This window comes from Arthrobacter monumenti (genome assembly GCF_054511255.1).
Window position 1 is genome coordinate 1 of record NZ_JBTNCY010000006.1, and the last position, 13,700, is coordinate 13,700.

Below are 13,700 nucleotides of genomic sequence, written 5' to 3' on the forward strand. Positions count from 1 at the left end.
TTTCTTGTACTCACGATTTCAAATCGTGAACGATGTCCCGAGACATCCATCGCTGCCACGACGGGGAACGATGTCCCGAGTCTTCAGATGAAGGATCAGTCCGCCCGGTCGTGACCGGATTCTGACGTCATTTACGGTCGGAACGATGTCCCAGGACATGGGTGAACGATGTCTTGAGTCCACACACCCCTCCGCGCACTAAAAAACCCCGGATTTCCGGGGTTTTTTTGTCCCATTTTCCCGACAACCTTGAATGGTTAGGCCGGGTATTCCCATTCCCATCCGGTGGGTTCCAGAATGTCTTGGAAAACCAGGATGCCCGACGGGGCGGGTGTATCCAGAACGATGATCCCACGGGCGGACTGCCCCGGGCCGACGAAGCTGGGCAGCATTTGCGAGGACGGCAAGCAACTGAAGGCACCGAAACTGTCGAGGGCGGCATTAGAGGTGTTTCCGTCGGGGGTAATCACCGACCAGCCGTAGGTCAGATCAAATTCTGATCCGTAATCGTCGAGAAGGTCAGGCGCCGTCTCCATCGACACGTCGAGGAACATGTAGTGGCCGTTTTCCGGTGGTTCAGACATTGGTTCGGTGCACGTGCCTTCGCTGATGGAGTGCACCGTGAAAGTCACGTAGGGTTCGCCATCGGCCCCGAGCAGACCCGCTTTCTCCCCCATGGTTTTGATTAAGTTGCCGCGCTGGGATGTGGGCGATTGGCCCGGCGATAATTCAGGTGCGTCGTCAACGGGCGCGCTGGTTCCCGGCGCCGGTATTGGTTCTGGTTTGGGCGCCGGCTTTTCCGGTTTCGGACTGACGGTCTCGGTCACCGTTTTGGTGACCGTTTCCGTAACCGTTTCTGTAACAGTAGGTGCGGCTTCGGGCTCTCCGCTGCAAGCCACCAATGTGAAACTCAGCGTCGAAGCAATAGAGATTGCGGCCGCCATAGGCCGAAAGACTGAATTTTTCGTCATGGTTCAACAAACCTTAGGATGCGTTCAGGAGCGGCACAATACCTAAAACAGGGGCTATCCGTTGAAAGTAAGGGGTCGTCAGCATGGTTTTGACTTGCCGGGCTTGCTCGCTTTTCTCACCGGATAGATTTCCAATCCAAAATCTTTTTCTGTTCACCAATCCGTGAGGACCGGCACACCGAATTACCTGTACGTGCGGTGCAAAGTTTGGGCCGTATGAACCTCATGAGGAGAAAACTGTGTTGAAGAAAAAAGTACTTCTGCTGGCCCCCGCCGTTGCTTTGGGCTTGACTGCTATGGCCGGTGCGCCCGCTATGGCCGATCACGCTTCGGGAACCTACTCGACGACGTTCCAGGACATCAACGAGACCGGTGCCAGTGGTGGCGCCTGGATCAACGTTGAGGGCTCCACCGCGACCGTCACGGTTGAGGCTGCCGGCCTGGCCGAGATGTTCGGCGAGGGCGCATTCCCCCACGTGCAGCACATCCACATCGCCGCGCAGGGAACCTGCCCGACCATCGCCGCTGACGACGCCAATGGCGACGGAATCGTCGACACCGTCGAGGGCCTGCCCTCCTACGGTGAAATCGGCACCACCCTCTCCCTCGGCGACGCCGACAAGAGCCCGGCAGCAGCCACCGACATCAGCGTTGCCCCCTCCGGTGGATCGTTCACCTACGAAGAGACCTTCGAGCTGAGCGATGCCACCCAGGATTCCCTGGCTGAAGGCACCGGCGTCATCGTCGTCCACGGCATTGATCCTGCCGGCCTGAGTGACGCAGCGGCCAACGCCAAGTCCAACCTGGTTCCGGAACTGCCCCTGGCAGCCACGGCTCCCGCGCTGTGTGGTTCCTTGGAAATGATGCCCGCAGGTGGAGCTGACACCGGCGTTACCGCCGCAGCTTCCAACAATGGTGGCAACGGCGGAAACGAGATGGGCATGATCGCTCTCGGTGGTGGCCTGCTGGCCGCAGCCGGTGGCGCCTACGCCCTGCGCCGCCGCATGGTCGCCGGACGCTAAGCACCATCCCGCGACAGGATCACTGACCCCTAGTGATCCACCCGGGTTAGACAGAACCGCCGCTGACGCCACAGGCGTCAGCGGCGGTTCTTACTTTAACCATGAGCACCAGATTAATTTTGTCGGTACCGGAATACAGACTGACGGCATGTACAAAGTCGATACCAAGCAAGTCCGGTTTGATCAGCCCAGTCCCTACTTGAGTGAGCGCCCGGATTTCCACATAACTCCCGCCACTCGATTTCCCTACCGGCGGGAGCCTTATGCGCGCGGAAGAGTGCGCCTCGAGTCCGGCGGATTCGAAATCGTCGATGCCAAGGGCATTAGTCAGACCAATGGACACATTCTCCTGAGCTGGGCTGATGATGACCTTCGGACCTACAGTGTCTGGGTCCACAAAGAATCCGCCCGTCCGATCCAACGCGACGCGAGCCGATACCGCGATCCCTACGATTTGTAGGCTGGCAGCGAGTGGATCATGCCAGTGCGGTAATCAGTTACACAGCCGCCGCCCGCGGGCAACGAAGGTGTACACCGCCATCTCCTCCATTGGCCGATACCACAAATCCTCTTGTACGCTTAACACTTCGGGCTGGGTCCGGCGCGCCCTTGGCGGACTATTTATTTACCGGCCCCAATAGGGAGGACCAGGGCAAAATGACCAACATATCCGTGGCACTTGACCATGCCGTAAAGAACACGCACGACGACGGTCGGGGCAGGAGAGAGTCCTGCGCCGATACTGGAACATCGATCGCCCCGGCCAACGGCTCGCCCCGGTACGGCATCCGGACCGATGAAGGCACAGGGCGTGACGCCGCCAGCGGCACGCCTGCCATCACGGTCGGGCCGGAACATGTGGTGCGTCAGGCGTCCCGACTTGGTCTGCATCATCTTGCTGCCGCCATTGACCATCGGCTGACACGTACCTGGGCTGACGAGGATGATCCGTTGATCGTGCGATTGCGCGCTGAACACCCGGAAACACTCACGGAGGCCACCGATCTGGTCAAGTCCGGCTTGGGCAGCAATATGAAATGGCTCAAGACGGTTCAGAATGTTCACGAGAGTGTGCTCTCACCAGTTACGGAACGCCGCAAAATTGCGGGCAAGATTCGTTCTGCCACTTGGCAGCGGGCGGCATTGCTAGTTACCCTGCCAGCGCCAGCAGCGTTCGTGATGGCTGCGGGCTTCCCACTCGAAGCCCTCGTGGCGGTCGGGGTTGGTTCAGTTCTGGCGGCGGCTGTTCTGGGCGAATCAATTACCGCCGGGCTCCGGTTGCCCGTTGTGGGAAAGATCCGGTCCACCTGGCTGGAGGAGATCCGGTCGGACATCGTGGACGCCACCTTCCTGGCGCTTCTTCAGCGCCGGAATTCCGCCGTCGACGCCAGGACGGCCAAAGCCGCCGCGCGTGGGTGGCACCACATACAATTCGTGGCTTCAAAGGTCGACGAGACGCACTCATACCACTAGGCAAGTTGCGCCGCTATGGCGTCGATGCCCCGTTCCACCTCTGCAAAGCTCGTGGACAGGGGCGAAAGGCCGAGCCGGATCCCGGTCGGATTGCGGAAATCCGGAATGATGCCCTGTTCCCACAAGCGCTCGGTGATCGCCTCAAAGCTGGGATGATCAACAGTGATGTGGCTGCCTCGCAGGTGCTGGTCGCGTGGAGAGGAAAGGCTTGCGCCTAGTGGCACCAAGCGCTCGTCGACCAGTGCGATCGCATACTCCGTAAGCCGTATTGATTTCACCCGCACGGCCTCGATGCCTGCCAAGCCGATGAGTTCGATCATGTCCTGCATGCACAGCATTCCCATAATGGGCGGCGTGCCGCTGGCGAACCCCCGGATCCCTGAGGCGGGGACATAACCCTCACCCATGCCGAAGGGGTCCTGGCTGCCCAGCCACCCGTGGATGGGCTGCCGGAGGAGGTCGTGATGCTTGTTGTTCACGTACGCAAAGGCGGGCGACCCCGGCCCACCATTGAGGTACTTGTACGTGCAGCCCACGGCCAGGTCCACCCCGCAGGCATCCAGGTCGACGGGAACCGCTCCTACAGAGTGGCATAAGTCCCAAAGCATCAGAGCGCCGGCCCGATGCACTAATGCGGTCAGTTGTTCCATATCGGCCAAGTACCCGGACCGATAGGCAACATGGCTCAGGACCACCAGGGAGGTCTGGGGCCCGATAACCGCGCCCAGGGCTGATGCCGTTACCCCGCCGTCGAACTCCGCCTCAACCCACCGGATTGCCATTCCAAGTTCCGACGCAATGCCTTCGACGATGAAGCGGTCCGTCGGAAAGTTATCCCGGTCGATGACAATTTCCCGCCGCTCCGGCCCCGCCTCCGCCGCGGCCCGGACAAGCTTGTACAGGAGGACCGAGGTGGAATCCGCAACTATGGTTTGCCCTGCAGCTGCCCCCAGCACGGTTTTCCCCAGCTCATCACCGATCATTTCCGGGAGCGCAAGCCACCCCTCGTCCCAGCCTCGGATCAGCCGCCCGCCCCACTGATGCTCTATGAAGTCATGCATCCTGTGCAGCGATGCCTTCAGAGGCCTGCCCAGCGAATTCCCGTCCAGGTACGCCGGAATGGATGCGTCCTCGACGCCGGCAAACCGGTCACGTAAAGGCGCGAGCGCATCGGCCGCATCCAGCTCCCGGGAAGTGGCGTGCCGGTGCGCGGTGTGAGCTTTCTCCATGAATGCCACCTTAGCGGTTGCCGCACTGGCTGTGCCCAGCACAACGGCCGCAGTCCTGTATAACTGCGGCCGTTGTGAATACCTCAGGAAATTCCTAAGTCAGGAATTCGAAGCGTTGGAATAGGCACTCTGAATCGAGGAACCCCAGTACGGGCCGAACATGGTGTTCGGCACGCTGGTGTAACCAAAGCTGTTGACCGAGTTCTGCACACCGCCCGAGGAGCTGCCAATGAACCAGGGGCCGCCTGACGATCCACCGGTCATGTCGCACGGGATTCCCTGGGACATGGTCTGGCCGAATGGATCGGCAGTAGCCGTTCCCGCGCACGAGTACAGCGACGCACCGTTGAACGGTGTGCCGGCCGGGTATCCGAAGGCCTTATAGTCGAGGCCGCGTGCCTGGTTAAAGGCCACGCCGGAAGCACCGACCGTGTCGCTCAGCGAAGCAGAGCCATTGGGGTTCGAGACGACGGCGAATGCGGTGTCGTAGCTGATGTCACCTGATCCAGACCATTGCGAGGTGGTGTAGAGCGAGGTGGCAGCCCAAACGCCGTAGGGAGCATTACCGTTCTCGTATGCGGGTACGAAGGCAAATTTGGTGGCCCATGCACCGGCACCGTCCTTCAAGCAGTGGCCAGCGGTGGAGACGGTGTTTTCATTGTTCGAGGCGACCGAATTACCGGAGCAAACATAATCCGTGCCGCCAAGGGTGAAGAAGACCTTGCCGATATGCGACACGGGGGTCTCCGACACCGCGCGGTATTGGGTCCGCTTCTGCCGGGAATTGTCGTTCGCGCGCGGGTTGCTCTCCGGATCCTGGCCCTGAATGGTTGTAGGGATACCGGCCCGGGAATTGCCAATAGCCGTTTCCTGCTGCGTCGGCATGAGTTCGCTGCCTGGTTTCGCGTTCTTCATGCGGTCTTCCGTCCAGTAGGACGTAACCACCGACTCATTCTGAACCTGCTGCTTGGAAGCTCCATCGCTCCGCGGGGTCAGGGACTGATCAGCCTGTGCTGCAGCACCACCCAGCAACGCCGTCGCCATCATTGCCGATGCGGCGATCACAGATCCTCTAATGGTCATGGATCTCACGTGGTGTACCTCTTTCGTAGGTGAAATTGATTGTCGGAAAATTCCAACGTGAAAAGAGGTAGCACGCGAAACGAATCGCGGACAATGCAAATTATCTTTTTCGCCTATAAACAACGTAATTTACAGGTTCGTTATAGACACCAGCCGAATTCTGTGAGACTGTGCCGCATTTAGAGAACTATATCGCGGTCACTGACCCGGAAAAGTGCTTCCTGGTGGAGCGGGGATTCCACGCCACATAGTCCGCTCCCTGCCATTGCTCCTGCCGCTCGACACGGTCTTTCACCGACAATGCGACTGTTCCCGGCAGGAAGACCGGCGCCCCGAACTCTATGTCCCAGTTGAACGCCTCCGGTCCGTCCGGCCGCGCCGTTGCCAGGACCCTGGAAGCGAGGTACATACCGTGCGCAATTGAGCGCCGCATACCGAGGGCCTTAGCGGTCACGCCGCTGAGGTGAATGGGATTGAAATCCCCGGAGACGGCCGCATAGGACCTGCCAGTGTCCAACCCCAGCCGCCACTGAGCCGTTGGCGCCGGTGGGGCAAAATCCGGGCGACTATCCTGCGCGTCACGAAGACTGTCGATTCCTGGCAGATAAACACCCTTGGCCAAGTATGTCGACACTCCCCGCCATACCAATTCGGCACCCACGGAAACCTCGACAACCATGTCCATCTGCGTCCCGGCCCGGTGTCCGGAAAGACGCTCCGGCCACGCGGCGATGTCCAGAGGTTCAGCGAACTGCACAGGGCGCAAATGTTCCACATGATTGCGCAAATGAATCATACCGAGCAGGGGAAGCGGGAAATCCTCGTCCGTCATGACACTCATCGCTACCGGAAATGCCACTGCATGGATGAAGCCCGAAGGCAGCACATCACGGGCGGATTCATGCAGCAGGTGCTGGTACTGCGTCAACCGTTCGACGTCGACAGCCACCGAGTGGACTTCGTGCCGGGCCGTCGGCAGCGACAACTTCCGCTGTCCCCCCGTCATTCGGTTTTTCGCTGCCGCTCCCGCCGCAGCCAGGTACAGTCTGGACAGCGACGGGATCTCCGGCAACCGGACGGGGCTCACGCGCCCACCAGATTCTGGCCGCAGACCCGCAGAACCTGGCCGCTGATGCCGCCGGCAGAGCTGCTGGCCAGGAACGCGATCGTTTCGGCTACATCAGCGGGCCGGCCGCCCTGCTGCAGACTGTTGAGCCTTCGGGCGACCTCGCGGGTGGCCAGGGGCATTCGTGCGGTCATTTCGGTCTCGATGAAGCCCGGCGCGACGGCGTTGATGGTTCCGTCCTGGGCGGCCAGCAATGGCGCCGTTGCCCGCACCATGCCAATCACCGCCGCCTTCGACGCCGCATAGTTGGTCTGTCCCCGGTTTCCGGCAATACCGCTGGTCGAAGCCAGGCTGACTATCCTCGGCGAGTCAACGAAGCCGCCCGAGTTTATCAATTGCTCATTGATCCGCAACTGAGCGGCGACATTGACGGCCAACACCGAATTCCACCGCGACTCATCCATATTCGCCAGCAGCTTGTCCCTGGTGATCCCTGCGTTATGGATGACGATGTCGAGCCGGCCGTACCGTCCCAGTGCATGGTCCAGAATCCGCTGTCCGGCGTTGCCGGCAGTAATGTCCAGTTGCAGTGCCGTTCCCCCGATTTCGTTGGCCACATCCGCGAGATGGTCACCCGCCGCCGGAACGTCCACGACGACGACGTCGGCACCATCGCGCCGCAGCGTACGGGCAATGGCAGCACCAATACCGCGGGCCGCGCCGGTGACGACCGCGACCTGGCCTGCCAGCGGGCGCTCCCAGTCCGTGGGGACACTGCCCTTACCACTTCCCACCAGGAGGAATTGTCCATCGACGTAGGCGCTCCGCCCCGACAGAAAAAACCGCAGCGCCCCGGTCACACTAGTGGCCGTTGCATCGATGCCGTCGGCCAGGAGAATTCCATTTCCAGTCGCGCCGCCGCGCAGTTCACGGGCGAGAGACCGTAGCAAGCCGTCCACTCCCTGGCGGGCGGCTGCAACGGCGGGAGAGTCTCCAGCAGCTGCAGGGCGCGACATGCTGATAACTCTGCCTCCCGGCCGGAGTCCTTTCAGTGCCGCGGCCGCTTCCAAAACGGGTGCTGCCAGATCATCCGGGTGCCCGATCGCATCAAGGGCCAGCACAATCGCGCCCAGCTTCTCCTTGGGTCCCGCGTGACGGCGGACGTCCACATTCCATTCCAGCAACGTGGAAGCGGCCGCGTCGGCCCCTGCACCCTTGCCGACGACCAGGACTGGACCTGTAACGAGCGGAGCACCGGGATGATAGCGGCGAAGATGCGCCGGACGCGGCAATCCGAGCCGCTTGGCCAGGTCCCTGGTGATTCCGGAGTTGACGAGGTTTAGGTACTTGTCTCCCACTGATGCCCCCTTAGCGTGCTTCCAGAATGGCAACTACGCCTTGACCGCCTGCAGCGCACACCGAAATCAAGCCCCGTCCCGATCCTTTTTCGTGCAGCATCTTGGCCAGAGTGGCTACAATCCTGCCGCCGGTTGCGGCGAAAGGGTGGCCAGCTGCCAGCGAAGATCCGTTGACGTTGAGCTTGCTGCGGTCGACCTTGCCAAACGGCTTGTCCAGTCCAAGGCGTGTGCGGCAAAACCCGTCGTCCTCCCACGCTGCGAGCGTGCTTAGTACGGTGCCGGCGAAAGCCTCATGGATCTCGAAAAAATCGAAGTCCTCCAGGGTCAGGCCGTTCCTGGCCAGCAGGCGCGGTGCCGCGTACACCGGAGCCATCAGCAGGCCATCCTTGCCATGGACAAAGTCGACGGCGCCCGCCTCCGCATCCACGACGTCGGCCAGGATGGGAAGGCTGCGGCTGCGGGCGTAGTCTTCGGAGCCCAACAGGACGGTGGACGCCCCGTCCGTGAGCGGCGTCGAATTTCCGGCCGTCATTGTGGCGCCTTGACCGAGATTCCTACCGAACACCGGCGACAGCTTCGCCAGTTTCTCCATGGTCGTATCCGGGCGCATGTTCGAGTCCTTGGACAGTCCCCGGTAGGGCGTGACCAGGTCGTCGAAGAACCCTCGCCCGTATGCGGCCGCAAGGTTCCGGTGACTGGCGAGGGCCAGTTCATCCTGCGCCTCACGGCTGATCTCCCAGTGCGCGGTAGTCAAGGCCTGGTGCTCTCCCATGGACAGTCCGGTACGCGGCTCCCCTGTCGAGGGCGCGTCGGGAGCCAGGTCTTTGGGACGGAGCTTGCTGACTGCTGCGAGCTTCTCCTTCAGGGACTTGGCACGGGAGACGCTGAGCAGCACCTCGCGGAGGCCCTCGCTGACGGCGATGGGTGCGTCGGAGGCCGTATCCACGCCGCCGGCAATGCCGGATTCGATCTGGCCGAGCTTGATCTTGTTCGCCAGACCAACTACGGTTTCCAATCCTGTTGCACAGGCCTGCTGGACGTCGTACGCCGGTGTTTCGGCGGAGAGCGCGGAACCAAGGACCGATTCCCGCGCCAGGTTGAAGTCACGCGAGTGCTTGAGAACCGCACCGGCCGCGACTTCACCGATCCGCTCGTCCTGCAGGCCAAACCGCGCCACCAGCCCATCAAGGGCGGCGGTGAGCATGTCCTGGTTGGATGAGCGTGCATAGGCTCCGCCCGTACGGGCGAACGGGATCCGGTTCCCGCCAATGATTACGGCCTTGCGCCGGACGCCGGAGTCACCCTTGTCCGCCGGGTTCGGCCGCCCGCTTGTCACCGCCGTCTGCTGTGTGCTGTTCCCACTTGAATTGTCCATAGGTCTCTCCTCAAGAGCACGGAAGATTGTTACTGATACCTAGCGTACCTGATACGCTGGGTATCGTGAATAACCTGGACCAACCCGTCACCAACACCGAGGACGGACGGTCCTCCCGCTGGGAGGCCCACCGCACCCGGCGCCGTATTGCGCTGATCAAATCCGCACGCCGCGCGATCCACGAATTGGGATACGGCGCTTCGATGGACGAGATCGCAACGGTGGCAGGAACATCGAAGTCGGTTTTCTACCGTTACTTCGGGGACAAGGCGGGTCTGCAGGAGGCCATGGGCGAAGTGGTCATCGGTCAGATGCAGGAAAAACTTGTGACAGCCGCCCGGACCGCACGCACCGCGCGCGAGGGACTGCACGCCATGGTCTCCGCGTATCTGCAGATGGCCGAAACATCACCGAATGTCTATACCTTCGTGACCAGGGCAGAAGGCGTCGACGCGCTGACCAATCCGCCGGACGCGGAGACCTCCGGCACTTTGAGCAATTTCTTTGCCTCCATCCGCGAAATGATGGAGGCGCCGATGCGGACTTACCTGCAGAACCAGCCCGAAGCCTATCTCCACACCACCCTCGCGTACTGGCCCACCGCCGCTATCGGCCAGGTCCGCGCCGCCGGCGAACTGTGGCTGGGCACGCCGGAAGGACCTGACAAGCCTGCCCGCGAAGATATGGCCGAACACATCACCCGCTGGCTGTTCGCCGGCATCTCCATCGACATGCCGGATACCGCATCCGGCCAACACGAAACCACCAGACAGAAGGATCATCAATGAGTCAGGTAACCGCTGCCGCCAGGAGCACCGTCCCCGGAAAGAATGCCGGGCATGAACCCGTGTACGACGACGAGAGCCGGGCCGGCGTCGACGTCGCCGCATTGGGCGAGGCTCTGCTGGGCCGCTGGGCCGAGGTCCGCCGCACCGCGCGCGAGCTGGCCGGGCGCGATGCCATTCACCGCATCGAGGGCCAGCCAATGGCGGAGCACCGCAAACGTGTCTTTGAGCAGATGCATTACCTCGTCGAAAATAAGGCCGTTCACCGCGTGTTTCCGAAATCGCTCGGCGGCGGCGACGACCACGGGGGAAATATCGCCGGCTTCGAGGAGCTCGTGATTGCCGACCCGTCCCTGCAGATCAAGGCCGGTGTCCAGTGGGGCCTTTTTGGTGCAGCCGTCCTGCATCTAGGGAATGAAGAGCACCACCAAAAATGGCTCCCAGGTATCATGAACCTGGACATCCCGGGCTGTTTCGCTATGACGGAAACCGGCCATGGCTCGGATGTAGCCAGCATTGGCACAACGGCCACCTTTGATCCGGACACCGATGAATTCATCATCAATACGCCGTTCCGGGCAGCGTGGAAGGAATATATTGGCAACGCTGCCGTTGATGGACTCGCCGCCGTCGTCTTCGCCCACCTGATCACCCAGGGCGTTAACCATGGCGTCCATGCCTTCTACGTACCGCTCCGCAACGAAGATAAAGAGTTCCTGCCCGGCATCGGCGGCGAGGACGACGGGCTCAAGGGCGGACTGAACGGCATCGACAACGGCCGTTTGCACTTCACCAATGTGCGGATTCCACGGACCCATCTGCTCAACCGCTATGGCGACGTCGATGACCACGGAACATACACCTCCCCCATCGCCAGTCCCGGCCGGCGCTTCTTCACCATGCTGGGCACCCTGGTCCAGGGGCGCGTCTCACTGGATGGAGCCGCCGTCGCCGCCACCAAGGTGGGCATGAAGATCGCCATTCACTACGCTTCGGAGCGGCGCCAGTTCAATGCCTCCTCCGATACGGCTGAAGAAGTCATCCTCGACTACCAACGGCACCAGCGCCGCCTGCTCCCCCGGCTGGCGACGACGTATGCGGCCAGCTTTGCGCACGAGGAACTACTGCAGAAGTTCGACGACGTCTTCTCCGGCGCGCACGACAGCGATGAAGACCGTGAAGACCTGGAAACACTCGCCGCGGCGTTCAAGTCGCTTTCCACCTGGCACGCGCTGGACACCCTCCGGGAGTGCCGCGAGGCCTGCGGCGGCGCCGGTTTCATGGCCGAAAACCGGCTCACATCATTACGCGCAGACCTGGATGTCTACGCAACCTTTGAGGGTGACAACACCGTCCTGCTCCAGCTGGTGGCCAAACGCCTGCTGGCGGACTACGCCAAGGAATTCAAGAATGTGGATTTCGGCATGATGGCGCGCTTCGTCGCTGAGCAGGCGACAGAGCTGACGCTGCACCGGACAGGACTGCGGCGCGCCGTGCAGACTTTCGCGGACAGTGGCGACGAGCGCCGTTCCGCCGTCGCCCTGCGCGACGAGGACGCGCAGCGCTCCTTGCTGACCGACCGGGTGGAGACGATGGTCGGAAACCTGGCGGGTGAGCTGAAGGCCGCGGCCAAGATGCCGAAGGAGAAAGCGGCGCAGCTGTTCAATTCACAACAGAATGAACTCATTGAAACAGCTGTCGCCCACGCCGAGCTCCTGCAGTGGGAGGCCTTCACCCGCGGTCTGGACACCATCAAGGACGCCGGAACGCGCGAGGTCCTGACGCGGCTGCGCGACCTGTTCGGCCTCTGCCTTGTTGAACGGAACCTGGCCTGGTATCTGATGAATGGCCGCCTCTCGAACCAGCGTGCCCGAACCCTTGGCGATTACATTAACCGTCTGCTCGCACGCCTGCGTCCACATGCACTCGACCTGGTGGATGCCTTTGGCTACGAGCAGCAGCACCTGCGTGCGCCCATTGCCAGCGGCGCCGAAAAGGAACGCCAGGATGAAGCGATGGCCCACCAGCGAAGGGAACGTGCCAGCGGCCACGCGGCCATGGACGAGAAAATCCTGATCGAACGGGTCAAGTCGGCCGAGAAGAAGATCAGCAAGAAGGCGCCGAGGAAGAAAGCCTAGTCCAGCACAGACTCGTAAACGCCGATGGTGGTTTCCGTGATGGCCGTCCAGGAAAAGTGCTCCTCGACTCGTTTCCTGCCGGCCTCACCCATCCGGCGTGCCCGGTCCGGATCCGCGACGACGGCGTTTAGAGCTGCCGCGAAATCCGCGACGAACTTTTCCGGATCCGTTGGCGTTCCGCTGCCGTCGGTCAATTGCTCCAGCGGCACCAGGGTTCCGGTGACGCCGTCGTCAATCACTTCCGGGATGCCGCCGGTGGCGCTGGCGACGACGGCCGTACCACACGCCATCGCCTCCAGGTTTACGATGCCGAGCGGTTCGTAGATGGAGGGGCAGGCGAAGACGGTGGCGGAGCTGAGCACCTGCACCAGTTCCTGGCGCGGAAGCATCCGTTCGACGACGAAGACACCATCGCGTTCGGCCCGAAGCCCATCGATCAAGGCGGAGACCTCTGCAGCCAGCTCGGGCGTGTCCGCCGCACCTACACAAAGCACCAGCTGGACTTCCGGCGGCAGATGGGACGCCGCCCGAAGCAGGTAGGGAACGCCCTTTTGCCGGGTGATCCGGCCAACAAATGCCACGCTCGGCCGGTCCGGGTCGATACCCAGGGCCCGGAGGGCGTCGTCATTTCCGTCAGGCTGCCACTGCTGTACATCGATCCCGTTATGCACCACATGGACCTTGTCCGGATCCACCCGCGGGTAGCAGCGGAGGATGTCCGCCCGCATCCCCGCCGAGACGGCAATAATCGCAGCCGCGCTTTCGTACGCAGTCCGCTCCGCCCAGGATGACAATGCATAGCCCCCGCCGAGCTGCTCCGCTTTCCAGGGGCGGAGCGGTTCCAGGCTGTGGGCGCTGAGAACGTGCGGGATACCGTGCAGCAGCGAGGCGAGATGACCGGCCATGTTTGCGTACCAAGTATGTGAGTGCACCAGGTCAGCGCCGGCGATATCGGGAACAATGCGCAGATCCACGCCCAGGGTCTGAAGGGCACCGTTGCTTTCGGCCAGGTCTGGCGGAACCTCATAGTTCTGCACCTGGGCGCCATGGAAATCCTGGGGCCGGGCGGCGCCGAAACACCGCACCCGCAGGTCCAGCTGCCGGGCCAGCACGCGGCTCAGCTCGGCCACATGCACACCCGCCCCGCCGTAGATCTCCGGTGGGAATTCTTTTGTCACAATATCTACACGCACTCCTCCA

General features: G+C 62.0%; 13 protein-coding genes. 6 read left to right on the top strand and 7 right to left on the bottom strand.

Translation table 11 applies throughout. The annotated features are described in order from the left end of the window. Nucleotides 1-257 precede the first annotated feature (257 nt). Nucleotides 258-677 carry a hypothetical protein gene (locus tag ACX80B_RS09925; protein WP_459295600.1) on the bottom strand — a complete coding sequence of 140 codons (420 nt, stop codon included), beginning with the start codon at nt 675-677 and terminating at the stop codon, nt 258-260. Here ACX80B_RS09925 and ACX80B_RS09930 point away from each other — a divergent pair. The 4 genes from ACX80B_RS09930 to ACX80B_RS09945 all read left to right on the top strand — a co-directional run bounded on the left by ACX80B_RS09930 (nt 676) and on the right by ACX80B_RS09945 (nt 3,466). Then, nucleotides 676-1,017, top strand: a complete 342-nt coding sequence (locus ACX80B_RS09930) for a hypothetical protein (RefSeq protein ID WP_459295602.1) — start codon at nt 676-678, stop codon at nt 1,015-1,017. The genes ACX80B_RS09925 and ACX80B_RS09930 overlap by 2 nt on opposite strands. Nucleotides 1,018-1,210: 193 nt before the next feature. After that, nucleotides 1,211-1,993 (top strand): hypothetical protein, encoded by a 783-nt coding sequence (locus tag ACX80B_RS09935; RefSeq protein WP_459295604.1) that lies wholly within the window; start codon nt 1,211-1,213, stop codon nt 1,991-1,993. A 148-nt stretch (nt 1,994-2,141) separates the two neighbouring features. Beyond that, entirely contained in the window at nt 2,142-2,453 is a 312-nt protein-coding gene (locus ACX80B_RS09940) for a hypothetical protein (protein WP_459295606.1), read from the top strand. 197 nt (nt 2,454-2,650) lie between these two features. Next, nucleotides 2,651-3,466: a hypothetical protein gene (locus ACX80B_RS09945; protein ID WP_459295608.1), complete on the top strand. Its 816-nt coding sequence runs from the start codon at nt 2,651-2,653 to the stop codon at nt 3,464-3,466. Here ACX80B_RS09945 and ACX80B_RS09950 read toward each other — a convergent pair. From ACX80B_RS09950 to ACX80B_RS09970, 5 genes are all read right to left on the bottom strand, one after another. After that, nucleotides 3,463-4,695, bottom strand: coding sequence for a kynureninase (locus ACX80B_RS09950; RefSeq protein ID WP_459295610.1), 1,233 nt, complete (start codon nt 4,693-4,695; stop codon nt 3,463-3,465). The genes ACX80B_RS09945 and ACX80B_RS09950 overlap by 4 nt on opposite strands. A gap of 99 nt (nt 4,696-4,794) precedes the next feature. Then, the gene (locus tag ACX80B_RS09955) at nt 4,795-5,778 is read right to left on the bottom strand and encodes a trypsin-like serine peptidase (protein WP_459296110.1); all 984 of its coding nucleotides are present in this window, start codon (nt 5,776-5,778) and stop codon (nt 4,795-4,797) included. A 187-nt stretch (nt 5,779-5,965) separates the two neighbouring features. Beyond that, a complete protein-coding gene (locus ACX80B_RS09960) occupies nt 5,966-6,865 on the bottom strand; it encodes a MaoC family dehydratase (protein WP_459295611.1) in 900 nt (299 codons plus the stop codon). Beyond that, the gene (locus ACX80B_RS09965; RefSeq protein WP_459295613.1) at nt 6,862-8,202 is read right to left on the bottom strand and encodes a 3-oxoacyl-ACP reductase; all 1,341 of its coding nucleotides are present in this window, start codon (nt 8,200-8,202) and stop codon (nt 6,862-6,864) included. Before ACX80B_RS09965 ends, ACX80B_RS09960 begins: the two co-directional genes overlap by 4 nt. Before the next feature lie 10 nt (nt 8,203-8,212). After that, a complete protein-coding gene (locus ACX80B_RS09970) occupies nt 8,213-9,577 on the bottom strand; it encodes an acetyl-CoA C-acetyltransferase (protein ID WP_459295617.1) in 1,365 nt (454 codons plus the stop codon). Nucleotides 9,578-9,642: 65 nt separating this feature from the next. On the opposite strand from ACX80B_RS09970, the gene ACX80B_RS09975 reads away from it, so the two are divergent. Both ACX80B_RS09975 and ACX80B_RS09980 read left to right on the top strand, forming a co-directional pair. Further along, nucleotides 9,643-10,365 carry a TetR/AcrR family transcriptional regulator gene (locus ACX80B_RS09975; protein WP_459295620.1) on the top strand — a complete coding sequence of 241 codons (723 nt, stop codon included), beginning with the start codon at nt 9,643-9,645 and terminating at the stop codon, nt 10,363-10,365. Further along, entirely contained in the window at nt 10,362-12,500 is a 2,139-nt protein-coding gene (locus tag ACX80B_RS09980) for an acyl-CoA dehydrogenase family protein (RefSeq protein ID WP_459295622.1), read from the top strand. The genes ACX80B_RS09975 and ACX80B_RS09980 overlap by 4 nt, the downstream gene beginning before the upstream one ends. Here the strand turns inward: ACX80B_RS09980 and glgA are convergent. Then, on the bottom strand, nt 12,497-13,693 hold the full coding sequence (glgA, locus tag ACX80B_RS09985; protein WP_459295623.1) for a glycogen synthase: 1,197 nt from the start codon (nt 13,691-13,693) through the stop codon (nt 12,497-12,499). The genes ACX80B_RS09980 and glgA overlap by 4 nt on opposite strands. Between the last annotated feature and the right edge of the window lie 7 nt (nt 13,694-13,700).